The following is a 15,406-nucleotide window of genomic DNA, read 5'->3' as shown; positions in this document are numbered from 1 at the left end:
CACCTTGTTCTTCGGCAACCGCGCCAACGAATGCATCTGGACCACCCGCTCCACCACGGCTCTGTGCTCCGTCGCGGCGCCGGCCATCCGGAACCCCGAGCGCGCCGTACCGTGCCGCGCACAGCTCGGTCGCCGAATCCACGATGTGCTGGAGGGTGGTCCGCAGTTCGAGTTCGGAACCGACGCTGAGGACCGCCTCCAGGAGGACGGGCAGGCTCGCGGCCTGCCGGGCGGCGACGCCCTGTCCGTCCCCGGGGGACGGCGGGGGTGGTTCGGAGTGCGTCATCCGGCCAGGGGGTTCAGGACCATGGGTGCGATCTTCCCTTCGAGCATCATGCCGAGGCCCAGTACGGCGCAGATGTCCGGCCGTTCGGCGATGGCCACGGGCATTCCGGTGGCATCGCGGAGCATCTGGTCGAGGCCCGGCAGCAGGGCGCTGCCACCCACCATCATGATCCCTCGGTCGGTGAGGTCGGCCACCAGGTCCGGCGGGCATTCGCGCAGCACCTTGCCGATGCCGTCGAGCACGGCGGTCAGCGGGGTGTGGATGGCGTCCCGGACGGCCGCGGTGTCCACGTGGACGGAGCGGGCGAGGCCGGTGGCCACGTCACGGCCGTGGATGAGGGTGGAGGTGGGACCGCCGGCGGTGATGCCGTTGCCGTGCAGGGCCAGCTGGAGCGGGCGGACGGCCTGGCTGGGCAGCATCAGCTCGTGCGCGTGGCGCAGGTGCTGGACGACGGCGTGGTCGATGGCCTCGCCGCCCACCGGGATCCGTACGGCGGTGACGATGGAGCCGAGGGAGAGGACGGCGACCTGGGTGGCGGCGGCCCCGCACACCATGATCATCGTCGCGGTCGGCTGCTCCACCGGCAGTCCGCAGCCGACGGCCGCCGCGATCAGGGTGTCGACGAGTTCGACGCGCCGGGCGCCGAGCCCGACCATCGTCTCCACCGCCGCGCGCTGGGCGAGCGGGTCGGCGTCGTGCGGGGTGCAGGCGGCTGCCCGCAGCCGGGGCTTGCGGCGCAGGGCGCGCCGCAGCTTCTCGCCGAGGAGGTGGCGCAGCATGCGCTGGGCCATCTCGATGTCGACGACGGTGCCGCCGGAGACGGGGCGCACGACCCGGATGTAGTCGGGCGTGCGGCCGGTCATCCGTTCGGCGAAGGTGCCGACGGCGATGAGTGCGCCGGTCCGCGTGTTCACGGCGGCGACGCTGGGCTCGTCCACGACCAGGCCGAGGCCCTTGACGTAGACGCGGGTCCTGGCCGCTCCGAGGTCGACGGCCACGTGGCAGCGGCGCAACTGCTCAAGACTGACGGTCACGGCAGATCCTCCCGAGACGCTGACGCAAGAAGACCGGCGGTTGCCGGTCACACTTCGTATCTTCTCGGGTGAATTACCCGTATTGCCCGATTTGATGCTCCGGGTGGGGGGTGTCCTGAGATACAGAAGGGTCACGAGGGGTGCCGGTGAGTGCTGCACGGGGGTGGAATTCTGCGACGCCAGGCGCGACCATGCCCGCACCGATCGTGCTACTCGTGCGTAACAAGGTAAAGGGGACTCGATGCTGACGGTCCGCCAGCGACTGCTCGCCCTCCTGACGCTCAGCCTGGCGCTGTGCGCGGCGCCCGCGCTCCCGGCCCAGGCCGCCGGCGTGTCTCCCGGAGCGATCTGGGGCGCGCCTCCCGGCGCATCGTCCGGGGCGATCCGGGGCGTGGCCCCGGACGGGCCGTCCGGAGCGATCTGGGGCGTGGCCCCGGACAGGCCGTCCGGGGCCATCTGGGGCGTGGCCCCCGGCGGGTCCTCGACCGGGTCCCCGACCGGGTCCTCGACCGGGTCCTCGGCCGCGTCCTCGGGCGCATCCTCGGGTACGTCCCCAGCCGCGCCCTCCGGGCCGGTCGCCGCGCGCAATCCGGTGGTCTTCGTGCACGGCTACAACGCCGACCCCGGCGTCTGGGGCTCCCTGCGCGATGACCTGCGCGCCGACGGGTACGCCGACTCCGAGCTCTTCTCCTTCGGTTACGACACCCACCAGTCGGTCAACGAGGTCCTCTCCGGACGGCTCGCCGCCTACGTGGACGACGTCCGCCGGCGGACCGGCGCCGCCCGGGTGGACCTCGTCGCGCACTCCTTCGGCTCGCTGGTCACCCGCTGGTACGTGAAGTTCGGCGGCGGGGGCCCGTACGTCGACCGCTGGGTCTCCCTCGCCGGCCCCAACCGCGGCACCTCCACCGCCTGGGCCTGCGCCCTGTGGGACCAGGCCTGCCGGGACATGACCCCCGGCTCCTACGTGGTGAAGAACCTGAACTCCGGCGACGAGACCCCCGGCGCCGTGCGCTACGCCACCTTCTGGTCGAACTGCGACGAGGTCATCAACCCCGACGACAGCGTCCCGCTCACCGGAGCCGTGAACACCCCGGTCGGCTGCCTCAAGCACAACGACCTGCTCGGGGACGACCCCACCTCGGCGGGCGTACGGGCCTTCCTGCGCTCCTAAGGGGTCTGCGCCACCGAGACCTCCTGGAGCAGGCCGTACGTGAACTCCGCGACGCAGGCCCGCCCCGACGCGGTGAACGCCAGCCGCCACCGCGTCGGCGCGGTGCCCTCCATCGGGCGGACCGGGGCGAAGGCCCGCGCCACCTCGTCGACCGTCGCCGACCAGGGCAGCAGGTCCCCGGGCGACTCCAGTACGGGACCGGGCGCGCCCGGGGCCCGGACCAGCCACTCGTTCCAGACGGCCCCGTCCGGCGCGGCGAGCACCTCGAAGCGGAGATCGGGCCACAGCGGCACCGGCCACAGCAGGGCCTCGCAGGTCAGGTCGCCGATCGCGCGCGAGGAGACGGACTCGGGCGGGCCGAGCACCGAGCGGTAGCGGGCCAGGGCGCCCCGCGAGCGCGGCGACCGGACCATGGCCTGCCAGCGCTTGTTGGCCTCCCGCTGCTCGGCGAGGGAGGCGCCGAGCAGCCGCCGGGCCTCCTCCGCGAGCCCCGGCTGGAAGTCGGCCATCCGGCGCAGCAGCACCAGTTGGAATCCGGCGGGGCCGAAGGGGCCCGGCCCGGGGGTCTGTGTTCTCGGTGCGCCGGCCATGGAACCAAGCCTTCCACACAGGATCCTCACGATCCCGGTATACGGCCGTTGTGAGCGAACGCGTAGCCTGCGGGCGCCATGGACTATTGCATCGCCTGCCGCAGGTACCTCAACGGCGCGCTGGCGTGCGCCGGATGCGGGACCCCGGCCGAATACCTGATATCCGCCGCACCGCCAGCGCCCGGTGCACCCGCCCCCGGCTCCGCCGCCGCTTTCGGAAGCGACCCGGCCGTACTCGCCGACGTGTACGCCGACTCCCTCGTCGTGCTGTCCGGGGGAGGGCGGGAGGGAGGGGAGCGGTCCCGGGGCCGGTCCCGGGCCGGGTCCCGCGCCGCCGACCGCCGCCGCGCCGGGCACCGCCGGCGCCGCCGGACCGCGCTCACCGTGGGGCTCGGGCTGATGCTCGCCGCCGGAGCGACCCTGGGCCTGGCCCGGCTGGCGGCCGACGGGGAGCGCACCGACCGGGCGCAGACGGTGGTCCTGACCGACGACGCGGGTCCCGCGGAGCCCGAGCCGCTGCCGGGCCTGACGGGGGAGCCGGCCGCGCCCTCGGGGAAGGCCCCGGCGAAGGGGCCGGGCGCCGGCGCCGCGAAGGGCACGGCCGGGAATGCGAAGCCGGGCGGGACCGGTCCGGGTACCGCAGGGGCGCAAACCCCCGCCGACGAGCCGTCCGCCCCCGCCTCCGAGTCGGTGGAGCCGTCGCGGAGCGCTTCCCGGGCGCCCTCGTCCGCGGCCCCGACCGCATCGAGGCCCGGCGGCTCCGCGACTCCGAGCGCGAGCGCCGGTTCGAGGGGGCCCAAGCCGCCGAAGCCCAGCAAGAAGCCGAATCCGAAGCCGAGTCCCACGCCGACCCCGGAGCCCACCCCGCAGTGCCCGTGGTGGAACCCGCTGTGCTGGTGAGCGGGGGGCTCAGCCCAGCATCCGCCTGAGCAGGTCCCGCAGGACCGCGCGCTCGGCCGGGGAGAGCCCGGCCAGCGGCTCCCGGGCGAAGTCCAGGGACTCGCGGAGCCGCTCGGCGGTCTGCAGGCCCTCCTCGGTGGGGGCGGCCAGTTTCACCCGGCGGTCGGCCGGGTCGGGGCGGCGCTCGACCAGTCCCCGGGTCTCCAGGCGGTCGACTATGCCGGTGATGTTCGAGGGCTCGCACCGCAGCTTCTGCGCGATCTTGCGCATCGGCATGGGCTCCAGGGAGAGCAGGTTCAGCACGCGGGCCTGGGCGCCGGTGAGCTGGTGGCTGGAGGCCGCGTGCTCGTACTCCTGGTGGTAGCGGGTCACGACGTCGCCGATGAGCTCGACGACTTCGAGGGTCAGGGGGTCTGCGCGACGGCTGGGCATGCATCCAGCGTACCCATTTACTTGACAACATGAAATATCCAGGAGCATGGTTGTTTCACGTCCTGAAGCATTTTGCACTCTTCCCCCATCCAGGAGTGACGCCATGACCCAGATTCCCGCCGTCAGCCGTGAGTGGCACCTCGTCCGCCGTCCGCAGGGCTGGCCCGTCGCCGAGGACTTCGCCCTGCGCGAGGTACCGGTGAACGCGGAGCCCGCGGCCGGCCGGATCCTGGTGCGCAACCTCCACATGTCCGTGGACCCGTACATGCGCGGCCGGATGAACGACGTGAAGTCCTACGTCCCGCCGTTCCAGCTCGACCAGCCCATGGACGGCGGCGCCGTCGGCGAGGTCGTGGCCTCGGCCGACGAGCGCTTCGCGGTCGGCGACCACGTGCTGCACGGTCTGGGCTGGCGCGAGTACGCGGACGTGGACGCCAAGCACGCCACCCCCGTGGACGCCTCGCTCGCCCCGCTCTCCGCCTACCTCGGCGTCCTCGGCATGCCGGGCCTGACCGCCTACGCCGGGCTCTTCGAGGTCGCCTCCTTCAAGGAGGGCGACTCCGTCTTCGTCTCCGGCGCCGCCGGTGCGGTCGGCAGCCTCGTCGGCCAGTTCGCGAAGATCAAGGGCGCCTCCCGGGTGATCGGCTCCGCCGGCTCCGACGAGAAGGTGACGCTCCTCACGGAGAAGTACGGTTTCGACACCGCCTTCAACTACAAGAGCGGCCCCGTCGCGGACCAGCTGAAGGAGGCCGCGCCCGAGGGCATCGACGTCTACTTCGACAACGTCGGAGGGGACCACCTGGAGGCCGCCATCTCCTCCCTGAACGTCCACGGCCGGGCCACCCTGTGCGGGGCCATCGCCCAGTACAACGCCACGGAGCCCGTGCCGGGCCCGCGCAACCTCGCCCTCGTCATCGGCAAGCGGCTGCGCCTGCAGGGCGTGCTGGTCGGAGACCACGCGGGACTGCAGCCGCAGTTCGTCCAGGACGTGGCCGGCTGGCTGCGTTCCGGGCAGCTCGTCGCCGACGAGACGGTCGTGCGCGGAGTGGAGAAGGCCACCGACGCCTTCCTCGGAATGCTGCGCGGTGACAACACCGGAAAGATGATCGTTTCTTTCACCGGTTAGGCTCACTGCACACCGCCGTGACGCGTGGGCGCGAGTCCCGGCGATTACCAGGAGGATTTCCTTACATGTCCATCCAGCAGTCCGACGTCGCGTACACCGCTGTTGCCACCGCCGAGAACGGCCGTGACGGTCGCGTCGCCACCAACGACGGTCGCCTCGACGTCGTCGTGAACCCGCCGAAGGAGCTCGGTGGCAGCGGCGAGGGCACCAACCCGGAGCAGCTGTTCGCCGCCGGCTACAGCGCCTGCTTCCAGGGTGCGCTGGGCGTCGTCGCCCGCAACGAGAACGCCGACATCACCGGCTCCACGGTCACCGCCGAGGTCGGCATCGGCAAGAACGACGACGGCTTCGGCATCATCGTCAAGATCTCGGCCTCCATCCCGAACGTGGACGCGGCCACCGCCAAGGACCTCATCGAGAAGGCCCACCAGGTCTGCCCGTACTCCAAGGCGACCCGCGGCAACATCACGGTCGAGCTCGCGGTCTGATCCGACCCGCCCGACCGGTTCGTCCGGTCCGTCGAAGGCCGCACCCAGGCACCGGGGTGCGGCCTTCGTCATGCCCGCCCTCCCCCCGCCACGGCGCCCGCCCTAAACTGGGGCCATGCGTGATCTTGCGGGGGGATTCGGCTATCTGCTGGCCGGACAGCGATGGGTACTGGGCCACGGACGATGGCTGGGCTTCGGACTGCTGCCCGGGCTCGTCTCCCTGGTGCTGTACGCCGGCGCCCTCATCGGCCTCGGCTACGGCGCCGACGACCTGACCGCCTGGGCGACCCCCTTCGCCGACGGCTGGTCCTCCCCGTGGCTCGGGCTCTTCCGCGGCTTCCTGACGGCCCTGGTCTTCTGCCTGGGCCTCTTCCTCGCGGTGATCACCTTCACCGCCGTGACCCTGCTCGTGGGCCAGCCGTTCTACGAGTCCCTCTCGGAGCAGGTCGACCGCACCGAGGGCGGCGAGGTCCCGGAATCGGGCCTCACGCTCGCGCAGGAGCTGTGGATCTCCGCCCGCGACAGCCTGCGGATCCTCGGCCGGGTGCTGCTCTTCGGGATCCTGCTCTTCGCGCTCGGTTTCGTCCCGGTGATCGGGCAGACCGTGGTGCCCGTCCTCGGCTTCTGCGTCTCCGGCTTCTTCCTCGCCCAGGAGCTCACCTCCGTCGCCCTGATGCGCCGCCGGGTGCAGCTCACCGAGCAGCTCGCGCTGCTGCGCGGACGGCGGATGCTCGCGCTCGGCTTCGGGGTGCCGCTCGTGCTGTCGTTCCTGGTGCCGCTCGTCGCCGTGTTCCTGATGCCCGGAGCGGTGGCCGGAGCCACCCTCATGGCCCGGGACCTGGTGGGCGAGGGCCCCGGCGCGGGCGACGGCGAGGAGCCGCAGCAGGGGCCCGCGCAGGGCCGCGCAGAGGCGCGGGATCCGGCGCCGGGCCGGGCGCCGGGCAAGCGGCTCAGCGCCTGAGCAGGGTGATCGCCCCGGCGGTGTCCTCGCCGCCGTGGGCCGCCGGATCGGCTTCCAGCCGCTCCCGCATCAGGTCCAGGTACGGGCTGATCAGCTCGGTGCTGACTCCCTGCTCCGCGGCGGTCCGCAGGTAGGTGGCGCTCGCCGCGACCTGCATGGCCAGGTTCGATTCGACGCCCGTGGTGAAGTCCCCGGAGACCAGCCGTTCGGCGGCGGCGCCCGCGAAGAAGCCCATCGCCCCCAGCCACTGCGTCAGTAGCGGCGCCAGGTCCTTCGGGGAGACGTCCTCGCCCTCGATCAGCGCGTAGGCGTGCGAGATTCCGGCGAAGAGCCCGGTCATCGCGCTCAGCAGGGCCACGTCGTGCAGGGCCGCGTGGCCGGGGTCCGAGCCGACGAAGCGGACGCCCGCCGGAACCTCCAGCGTGCTCCGGTGCTCCTCGAACAGGCCGGGGGAGCCGCTGTAGAAGACGTACCCGCCGGCCGCGGGGGCGCCGATCATCGACGGGGTGCCCATGATTCCGCCGTCGAGGAACCGGGCCCCGCGCTCCCGGGCCCACGCGGCCCGGGCGCGGGCGTCGGCGGGCGTGCCGGTGGTCAGGTCCACCAGATCCTTGCCGGTGAGGTCCAGGCCCTCCAGGGCCGAACCCACGCTGGCGTGGTCCAGCAGGCAGACCACGACCAGGCCGCTGGCGGCCACCGCTTCGGCGGGGGTCGCGGCGACGACGGCGCCTTCGGCCGCGAGGGCCACGGCCTTGGCCGGGGTGCGGTTCCAGACGGTGAGGGGATGCCCGGCGGCGAGCCAGGTGCGGGCGAGGGCGGTGCCCATCGCGCCGAGTCCGAGGAGGGTGAGCGGGGTCTTCGCGCCGGTCTCCGCGCCGGTCTTCGTGAGGGTGTTCGGGCCGGTCTTCGTGCTGGTGTCGGTCATGCCGTTTAGCCTGGTGGAGGGCCGTCAGGTGCTCAAGTACGCACTTCGGAGTGGGTGGTTACCCCGAGGTGAGCGAACAGGTGGGGAGGGGTGCGCGATGGCAATGACCCAGCGGCCGGGGGCGGATCACTGCGGGATCGCCGCGGCGATGTCCGTGATCGACGGCAAGTGGAAGGTGTCGGTCCTGTGGGAGCTGGAGCAGTGCCCGCGGCGCTTCGGCGAACTGCGCCGCCTGGTCCCGGGGGTGTCGGAGAAGGTGCTCGCGGCCCAGCTGCGCGAGCTGGAGACGGACGGCATCGTCCACCGCGAGGTCTACGAGGAGGTCCCGCCCCGCGTGGAGTACTCGCTGACCCCGCTCGGCCGCGAGCTGAACGGGGCCCTGGAGGCGCTCGGTGCGTGGGGCACCAAGCACCTCCTCCCCGACTCCGCCCGGACGCTCGCGGTGTGAGGCGCGGGCCGGGCCCTCACTCCGGGCGGCGGAACAGTGCCGTCCAGAGGAAGGCCTCGCCGAAGGAGCCGGAGGACGCGGGCTCGTCGTTCATCCGGCGCAGCTCCACCTCGGTGAGGTCCTCGAAGACCCAGCGCAGCGCCTCCGCCGTGTACGCCAGGCCGCCTTCGAGCCGGGCCCGGCCGTAGAACTCCGCGTCGGGCAGCTCGGAGCCCATCGCGCCGGAGGCGAAGCAGGTCAGGGCGAAGTGCCCGCCGGGGGCCAGCAGCCGGTCCAGCAGGGCCAGGTAGCTGACCCGGCGGTGCGGCGGCAGGTGGTGGAAGCAGCCCGAGTCGTAGATCAGGTCGTACGGGCCCACGAGCCCGGCGCCGGCCGCCGCGAAGGCGTCCCCCTGGTGGAAGCGGACCGGGGCCCCCGCGGCGAGGGCCCGCTCCCCGGCCCAGGCCAGAGCCGTCGGGGAGAGGTCGACGGCGTCCACCTCGAAGCCCCGGGCGGCCAGGTGCAGGGAGTTGCGGCCGGGGCCGCAGCCGAGGTCCAGGGCGCGGCCGCCCGCGGGGATCAGCCCGCGGTCGAGGCAGGAGACGAGGTTCTCGTCGGGCTTCGCCGCGAAGAACGGCACCGGCCGCTCGCGGTCGGCGTAGAAGCCGTCCCACCAGGCGGAGCCGCCGGAGGTCCAGCGGTCGGCCTCCGGCGCGAAGAGGCCGTCCATGAGGGCGAGCACGTCGTCGACACTGCGTATGTTCCGGTTCATCCGAACCCCTTTCAGATGTTCCGATTTTATCGGCGAACAGGGGAAAAGCCCAGGTCAGAAAGGGTGCAGGGAGGGTCTGGTGGGCCGCCTGACGCCCTGTCGGGACGGGTCCGGTCCCGGCCCCCGCGGGCGGGGAGGGCGGGTGGCCCAGGGCCCCGCCCAGGGCCCTTACGGGCCCTTTCCCGGCCGGTCCGGGCCCTGTTTCCGTACGGGTTCCGGAGCCGTGTGCCCGCGGGGCCCGTCAGGCCGGGGCCTGCGCCGAGACCACCGCCGAGGGCTCCGGCGGAGCCTCTGCGGGCGCCTCCGCCGGCGCCTCCGCCGGCACCTCCGCCACGGCCACCGACGGCGTGTGCGCGTCCGCCTCGGCCAGCAGGGTCCCGCCGGGAGCCCATACGGCCGCGCCCCCGCAGCCCGTCCACGGTCCGGCGGGTCCCGCGTGGTTGGCGAGGGCCACGTACATCCCGAAGTCCCGGGCGATCCCCGGGTACACCGCCGCCCGCTCGGCGATGCCCCCGCCCGTGCCGTAGAGCGAGCTCGCCAGGTGCACCCGGCACCCCGCCGCGGCGCCCGCGGCGGGCACGTCCGCGAAGTGGTTGTCGAAGCAGATCCCCAGGGAGAAGCGGATCCCGCCGAGTTCGAAGCGGCCGGGAGCCGTCCCCGCGGCGAAGACCTCCTGCTCCTGGCGGAACAGGTGCTGCTTGGCGTACGTGGTCACGTGCGCGCCGTCCGCGTCGTGGACCAGGGTCGCGATGACGGGCCGGGGGCCGTCCGTGCGCAGCGCGACGTTGACGGCGGTGGCGATCCCGGTGGAGCGGACGGGGTCCAGCCGGGGATCCTCGGCGTCGGCCAGCCACAGACCGGGGTCGGCGGCGAGCGCGGCCAACTCGTAGCCGGTCAGGGTGAACTCGGGGAACACGACCAGCCCGGCGCCCTCCTCCCGGGCCCGTACGGCGAGTGCGGCCGCCCGTGCGGCGTTGGCGGACACGTCGGCGGGGGCGCAGCTCAGCTGCGCGGCGGCGATCTTCACCCGGCCAGCATGCCAGCCGTCCGGCCGGGCCCGGGCGCGGCCCCGAACGGCCGCCGACCGGCCGGGGGAAGGCCCCCGGGAGGCCCCAGGGAAGGCTTCGGGAGGGCCCAGGGAAGGCCCCGGGAAGGCCTCTGGAGGGCCCAGGGAAGGCCCCAAGTCCGGCCCCCCGCCGGGCCACCGCCCTGGGAAGGCCCCAGTCCGGCCCCCCCCGCCGGGCCGGGCCTCCCGGTGTCCCCGGGTCAGGCCTCCCGGGGTCCCTGGATCAGGTCCAGGAAGGCGCGGAAGGCGCCGGGCATGTCCACGGATTCCGGGGCCAGCAGCCACTGGTACTGGAGGCCGTCCATGACGGCGGCCAGCAGCGGGGCCGCCTGCTCGGGGGTGAGGCCCGAGGGGAGCCGGTCGCCGTACTCCGCGCGCAGTACGCCCGCCATCGCGGAGCGGACCTGCGCGTACCGCTCGGCGAAGAACTCCCGCGCGGGGTGGCCGTCGGTGACGCTCTCTCCGAGCAGCGCCGAGAAGGTCTGCACGATGCCCGGCCGCATGGCGTTGTACTCGACCAGCGAGGCCAGCAGGTCCGGGCGCCAGGCGTCGGCCATGGCGCGGCTGCCGCCGCCGGTGTCCCAGCGGTCGCGTTCCTCCAGGACCGCGACGAGCAGGGCCTCCTTGCTGGGGAAGTAGTGCAGCAGCCCCTGCTGGGTCAGGCCCACGCGCTCGGCGACGGCGCCCAGGGCGGCGCCCCGGTAACCGCGCTCGGCGATCACTTCGAGGGCGGCGCGGAGGATCTCCGCGCGCCGTTCCTCACTCCTGGCCCTGACCATCGCCCGCCACCCCTTCCGTTCCACAGCCGCCAGCAGACCGTACGACATGGATCGATTACGAACAGGTTACGAACCCTACCGTTCTACAGGTAACGGGTCCACCATGGGGTCACCGCGCCGCACCGCGCACCCGCACCCAACGAGGAGGCATGGCCGTGACCGATGCCGATCAGGTCCGCAACGACGCCGTGGAGACGGCACTGGGCAAGCTGGACCTCGACACCAAGACCCGGCTGCTGGCGGGCCAGGACATGTGGTCCCTGCCCGCCGTCCCCGAGATCGGACTGAAGTCCCTGGTCTTCTCCGACGGCCCCATCGGGGTGCGCGGAGTGCGCTGGACCGCCGACGACCCGTCGATCGCCCTGCCCTCCCCGACCGCGCTCGCCGCCGCCTGGGACCCCGAGCTGGCCCGCCGGGCCGGCCGGCTCCTCGCCCAGGAGGCCCGCCGCAAGGGCGTCCACGTCCTGCTCGCGCCCACCGTCAACCTGCACCGCTCCCCGCTCGGCGGCCGGCACTTCGAGTGCTACTCCGAGGACCCGTACCTCACCGGCGCCGTCGGCAGCGGCTACGTGAACGGCGTCCAGGACGGCGGGGTCGGCACCACCGTCAAGCACTTCGTGGGCAACGACGCCGAGACCGAGCGGTTCACCGTCGACAGCGTCATCGCCCCCCGCCCGCTGCGCGAGCTCTACCTGGCCCCCTTCGAGGCCATCGTCGAGAACGCCCACCCGTGGGGCATCATGACGGCCTACAACCGGGTCAACGGCGTGTTCATGAGCGAGAACACCCACCTCGTCAACGAGGTCCTGCGCGCCGAATGGGGCTTCGACGGCGCCAACGTCTCCGACTGGATGGCCGCCCGCTCCACCACCGGCGACATCCTCGGCGGCCTCGACGTGGTCATGCCCGGCCCCGTCTCCGTCTACGGCGCCCCGCTGGCCGAGGCCGTCCGTGCGGGCGAGGTCCCCGAGTCCGCCGTCGACGACGCCGTCCGCAACGTCCTGCGCCTCGCCGCCCGGGTCGGGATCCTGGACGGCGCCCCCGCCGCGGTCGGCGAGGTCCCGGCCCCGGTCGACGGCCAGGCGCTGGCCCGGGAGCTGGCCGCCCGCGGCTTCGTCCTCGTACGCAACGAGGCCGCCGCCGACGGCACGCCCGTGCTCCCGCTCGACACCGCCCCCGGCCGCACCGTCGCCCTCATCGGCGCCGCCGCCCGCGACGCCCGCGTCCTCGGCGGCGGCAGCGCCACCGTCTTCCCCGAGCGGATCGTCTCCCCGCTGGACGGGCTCACCGAGGCCCTGCCCGACGGGGCGCTGACCTTCACCGTCGGCGCCGACCCCAGCGACGAACTGACCCCCGCCGACAAGGGCTTCGAGCTGCGCGCGGTCTGCCGCGACGCCTCCGGCGCGGTCCTCGGCACGGGCTCGCTGCCCACCGGGCAGGTCCAGTGGATCGGCGACGACCTGCCCGAGGGCGCCACGTACGAGACGATGGCGAGCATCGAGGTCACCGGCACCTTCGTCCCGCGCGAGAGCGGCGAGCACGCCTTCGGCACCCGCGGACTCGGCGCCTTCACCCTCGCCGTCGGCGGAGAGGTCCGCTGGGACGGCGTCCAGCGGATGGGCAACGAGGCCGACCCCTTCGAGGCCTTCTTCGGAGCCCCCAACGAGCGGGCCCGCCTCAGCCTCACCGAGGGCGAGGCCGTCGAGGTCTCCCTGACCTACCAGGTCCCCGACGTGTCCGCCCTGCCGCTCAAGGCGATCATGTTCTCCTTCCTCCACCTCGGACCGCAGCGTTCCGCCGACGAGCTCATCGCCGAGGCCGTGGAGGCCGCGCGCGCCGCCGACACCGCCGTCGTGGTCGTGGCCACCACCGAGCGGGTGGAGTCCGAGGGCTTCGACCGGGGCGACCTCACCCTCCCGGGCCGCCAGAACGACCTGGTGCGCGCCGTCGCCGCGGTCAACCCGAACACCGTGGTCGTCGTCAACGCGGGCTCCCCGGTGGAACTCCCGTGGCGCGAGGAGGTCGCCGCGGTCCTGCTGACCTGGTTCCCCGGGCAGGAGGGCGGGGCCGCGCTGGCCGACGTACTGCTCGGCGCGGCCGAGCCGGGCGGGCGGCTGCCCACCACCTGGCCCGCCGGGTTCGCCGACGCGCCCGTCACCGAGGTCACCCCCACCGAGGGGCGCCTGGAGTACACCGAGGGGCTCTTCATCGGCTACCGGGCCTACGAGAAGCACGGGATCGCCCCGGCCTATCCCTTCGGGCACGGCCTCGGCTACACGGACTGGGCCTACGAGTCCCTGGAGGCCACCCCCGCGCTGGCGAAGGTCCGCGTCACCAACACCGGCACCCGGCCGGGCCGCGAGACCGTACAGGTCTACCTGGCGCCCGTCGCCGACGGCGTGGAGCGCCCGGCGAGCTGGCTGGCGGGCTTCGCGAGCGTGACCGCCGGCCCCGGCGAGAGCGTCGAGGTGGAGATCCCGCTGCCGGAGCGCGCCTTCGAGATCTGGGACGAGCCCTCCCGCTCCTGGCGCCGGATCGGCGGCGGCTACGAGGTCCGCGCGAGCCGTTCGCACGGCGACACGCGGCTGACGGCGGCCCTCGACCTGTAATGGCCGGAAATCACCCGTGCTGAGTCGGTCGACACGCCGGTGTGATCACACTGACTGGACCGGGGGGCGGGCCCTGACACCCGCCCTCCGGTCCGATCCGTTCACCGCGTCAACGCGGAGGCTCGGCGGAGGTCACCTGTCGGTGCGCCAGTTCCGCGAGCCGCGCCTGCCCGTCCTTGCCCGGGTGGAACCAGTCCCAGCGGCTCAACTGCTCCGCCGAAAACGGGTACTGGAAGACCGCGCCGCCGTCGTAGCGGCACAGCTCGTCCTTCGCGCAGACCTCGCGCAGCACCTCGTTGTACTCGACCACGCGCGCCCGCACCCGCTCCCGCCGGGCCGTCGCACCGGCGGTCGCCGCGACCGGATCGGCGAGCATCGACTGGCAGATGCCCAGCTTCCAGATCCGGCGCACCATCGGGTCGTCCTTGCCCTGCTCCCACAGCCGCTGGAGGTCCGGGACGCTGGAGACGTACACCTGCGAGTCCGGCGAGGCCGCCCGCAGACCGGCCAGCGCCTTCTCGAAGCCCGAGCGGAAGACGGCCACCGGGGTCATCGACGAAGCCGAGGGCCGGCAGGCGTCGTTCGAGCCCACCATCACCGTGACCAGGCCCGGCTTGTGCGCGGCCGCCGAGGCGAGCTGACCCGGCAGGTCCGCCATCCGGGAGCCGGTCACCGCGTAGTTCCAGCTGCGCGTGGGCACCTCGGCCTCACCGAGCAGCCGGGCGGCCAGCGAGCGCACCTCGGGGTCGTCACCGGTGGCCCAGGAGGCCTCCGGGCAGTCGGCCAGCACCGAACAGGCGTCGAAGCCGCGCGTGATGGAGTCGCCCACGGCGGCGACCGAGGCCGGCGCGGTGTTCCACCGCGGGGCCGCCTGCGCCCCGCGCTCGCCCCCGGGCTCCGCCCGGTCCGCCGAACACCCGCTCAGCGCACCCGCGGCCAGGACCGCCACGGCGACCGCCACGGCGCCCGCTGCGCCCGCACCCGCGCCCGCGGAACTCCGACGCGCGCGGCGGCGTGGGGCGGTGGTGCGCATGCGGACGGTCCCTCCTCGTCGCCGCCGCGTCGTCCGGTGGCGTCCTGCTGAGTGAATGCTCTGTGTTTACGGGTCTCGGAGCGACCGTACGTCACACCATGACCCCCGGCGCACGGTAGCTTTTTCCCGTGGCGTTTCGGCCGCAAGTCCCGCGACGCAATGTCAAATAATTTCCGTTACATTACATCACGTCACATACTGTCCGTTTTCTGGAGTTTATTCCCGACCTCGTCCCACACTGGAGGTCCCGGTGACGACACGTGGAGTCCTGTACGTGCACTCCGCACCGCGCGCGCTCTGCCCGCACGTGGAATGGGCTGTTGCGGGGGTGCTCGGGGTGCGGGTGAACCTCGACTGGATCCGTCAGCCCGCCTCCCCGGGCACCTGGAGAGCCGAGTTCTCCTGGCAGGCCGAGGCGGGCACCGCATCGAAACTCGCCTCCGCGCTGCGCGGCTGGCACCTGCTCCGCTTCGAAGTGACCGCGGAACCCTGTCCGACCGCCGAGGGCGAGCGCTACAGCTCCACCCCGCACCTGGGCATCTTCCACGCCGTCACCGGCATGCACGGCGACATCCTGATCCCCGAGGACCGGCTGCGCGCCGCCCTCGCCCGGTCCGCGCACGGCGAGACCGACCTGGAGGAGGAGATCGCCAAACTGCTCGGCAAACCCTGGGACGACGAGCTCGAACCCTTCCGCTACGCGGGCGAGGGCGCCCCGGTCCGCTGGCTCCACCAGGTGGTCTGAGCCCCGGACATGCCGAAGGCCCGCCCGGGACACCCGGGCGGGCCTTCGGTGTGTCAGCG

The 15,406-nt window shown here is 73.4% G+C and carries 16 protein-coding genes and 1 pseudogene; 8 read left to right on the top strand and 9 right to left on the bottom strand.

What is annotated here, in order from left to right:
- Together ACWCP2_RS27675 and ACWCP2_RS27670 are read right to left on the bottom strand one after the other, a co-directional pair.
- Window positions 1–286, bottom strand: a pseudogene (locus ACWCP2_RS27675) (hypothetical protein); the annotation flags it as partial.
- The gene (locus ACWCP2_RS27670; RefSeq protein ID WP_450911287.1) at window positions 283–1,320 is read right to left on the bottom strand and encodes a rod shape-determining protein; all 1,038 of its coding nucleotides are present in this window, start codon (window positions 1,318–1,320) and stop codon (window positions 283–285) included. The pseudogene ACWCP2_RS27675 and the gene ACWCP2_RS27670, both read right to left, overlap by 4 nt.
- A 463-nt stretch (window positions 1,321–1,783) precedes the next feature.
- Here ACWCP2_RS27670 and ACWCP2_RS27665 point away from each other — a divergent pair, with 463 nt between their 5' ends.
- Window positions 1,784–2,494 (top strand): esterase/lipase family protein, encoded by a 711-nt coding sequence (locus ACWCP2_RS27665; protein ID WP_450911295.1) that lies wholly within the window; start codon window positions 1,784–1,786, stop codon window positions 2,492–2,494.
- Here ACWCP2_RS27665 and ACWCP2_RS27660 read toward each other — a convergent pair.
- Window positions 2,491–3,084, bottom strand: coding sequence for a hypothetical protein (locus tag ACWCP2_RS27660; protein WP_450911286.1), 594 nt, complete (start codon window positions 3,082–3,084; stop codon window positions 2,491–2,493). The genes ACWCP2_RS27665 and ACWCP2_RS27660 overlap by 4 nt on opposite strands.
- Before the next feature lie 78 nt (window positions 3,085–3,162).
- Between ACWCP2_RS27660 and ACWCP2_RS27655 the strand changes: the two genes are divergently transcribed.
- Entirely contained in the window at window positions 3,163–3,984 is an 822-nt protein-coding gene (locus ACWCP2_RS27655; RefSeq protein WP_450911285.1) for an SCO2400 family protein, read from the top strand.
- Between the two features lie 9 nt (window positions 3,985–3,993).
- Here ACWCP2_RS27655 and ACWCP2_RS27650 read toward each other — a convergent pair whose 3' ends face one another.
- Window positions 3,994–4,416 (bottom strand): MarR family winged helix-turn-helix transcriptional regulator, encoded by a 423-nt coding sequence (locus tag ACWCP2_RS27650; RefSeq protein ID WP_450911284.1) that lies wholly within the window; start codon window positions 4,414–4,416, stop codon window positions 3,994–3,996.
- 103 nt (window positions 4,417–4,519) lie between these two features.
- Here ACWCP2_RS27650 and ACWCP2_RS27645 point away from each other — a divergent pair, with 103 nt between their 5' ends.
- The 3 genes from ACWCP2_RS27645 (at window position 4,520) to ACWCP2_RS27635 (ending at window position 6,991) form a co-directional block, all read left to right on the top strand.
- Window positions 4,520–5,542, top strand: a complete 1,023-nt coding sequence (locus ACWCP2_RS27645) for an NADP-dependent oxidoreductase (protein WP_450911283.1) — start codon at window positions 4,520–4,522, stop codon at window positions 5,540–5,542.
- Between the two features lie 65 nt (window positions 5,543–5,607).
- Entirely contained in the window at window positions 5,608–6,030 is a 423-nt protein-coding gene (locus ACWCP2_RS27640; RefSeq protein WP_254385458.1) for an organic hydroperoxide resistance protein, read from the top strand.
- A gap of 115 nt (window positions 6,031–6,145) precedes the next feature.
- Complete coding sequence (locus tag ACWCP2_RS27635; RefSeq protein WP_450911282.1) at window positions 6,146–6,991, top strand: EI24 domain-containing protein; 846 nt, start codon at window positions 6,146–6,148, stop codon at window positions 6,989–6,991.
- Here the strand turns inward: ACWCP2_RS27635 and ACWCP2_RS27630 are convergent.
- Window positions 6,981–7,916: an NAD(P)-dependent oxidoreductase gene (locus ACWCP2_RS27630; RefSeq protein WP_450911281.1), complete on the bottom strand. Its 936-nt coding sequence runs from the start codon at window positions 7,914–7,916 to the stop codon at window positions 6,981–6,983. The two genes, ACWCP2_RS27635 and ACWCP2_RS27630, sit on opposite strands and share 11 nt — an antisense overlap.
- Before the next feature lie 97 nt (window positions 7,917–8,013).
- On the opposite strand from ACWCP2_RS27630, the gene ACWCP2_RS27625 reads away from it, so the two are divergent.
- Entirely contained in the window at window positions 8,014–8,364 is a 351-nt protein-coding gene (locus ACWCP2_RS27625; RefSeq protein WP_450911280.1) for a winged helix-turn-helix transcriptional regulator, read from the top strand.
- Between the two features lie 16 nt (window positions 8,365–8,380).
- Here ACWCP2_RS27625 and ACWCP2_RS27620 read toward each other — a convergent pair whose 3' ends face one another.
- The 3 genes from ACWCP2_RS27620 to ACWCP2_RS27610 all read right to left on the bottom strand — a co-directional run bounded on the left by ACWCP2_RS27620 (window position 8,381) and on the right by ACWCP2_RS27610 (window position 10,960).
- Window positions 8,381–9,115 carry a class I SAM-dependent methyltransferase gene (locus ACWCP2_RS27620; protein WP_450911279.1) on the bottom strand — a complete coding sequence of 245 codons (735 nt, stop codon included), beginning with the start codon at window positions 9,113–9,115 and terminating at the stop codon, window positions 8,381–8,383.
- Window positions 9,116–9,356: 241 nt separating this feature from the next.
- On the bottom strand, window positions 9,357–10,142 hold the full coding sequence (locus ACWCP2_RS27615; RefSeq protein ID WP_450911278.1) for a carbon-nitrogen hydrolase family protein: 786 nt from the start codon (window positions 10,140–10,142) through the stop codon (window positions 9,357–9,359).
- Window positions 10,143–10,381: 239 nt separating this feature from the next.
- Window positions 10,382–10,960 carry a TetR/AcrR family transcriptional regulator gene (locus tag ACWCP2_RS27610; protein ID WP_450911294.1) on the bottom strand — a complete coding sequence of 193 codons (579 nt, stop codon included), beginning with the start codon at window positions 10,958–10,960 and terminating at the stop codon, window positions 10,382–10,384.
- Between the two features lie 149 nt (window positions 10,961–11,109).
- Here ACWCP2_RS27610 and ACWCP2_RS27605 point away from each other — a divergent pair, with 149 nt between their 5' ends.
- A complete protein-coding gene (locus ACWCP2_RS27605) occupies window positions 11,110–13,569 on the top strand; it encodes a beta-glucosidase (RefSeq protein ID WP_450911277.1) in 2,460 nt (819 codons plus the stop codon).
- Between the two features lie 109 nt (window positions 13,570–13,678).
- On the opposite strand, the gene ACWCP2_RS27600 is transcribed toward ACWCP2_RS27605, so the two are convergent.
- Complete coding sequence (locus ACWCP2_RS27600) at window positions 13,679–14,602, bottom strand: GDSL-type esterase/lipase family protein (protein ID WP_450911276.1); 924 nt, start codon at window positions 14,600–14,602, stop codon at window positions 13,679–13,681.
- Between the two features lie 250 nt (window positions 14,603–14,852).
- On the opposite strand from ACWCP2_RS27600, the gene ACWCP2_RS27595 reads away from it, so the two are divergent.
- Window positions 14,853–15,347: a DUF3145 domain-containing protein gene (locus ACWCP2_RS27595; RefSeq protein ID WP_254385450.1), complete on the top strand. Its 495-nt coding sequence runs from the start codon at window positions 14,853–14,855 to the stop codon at window positions 15,345–15,347.
- Window positions 15,348–15,406 lie beyond the last annotated feature (59 nt).

This window comes from Streptomyces sp. NPDC002104, from assembly GCF_053593795.1.
This window is presented reverse-complemented; position numbering and strand designations above follow the sequence as displayed.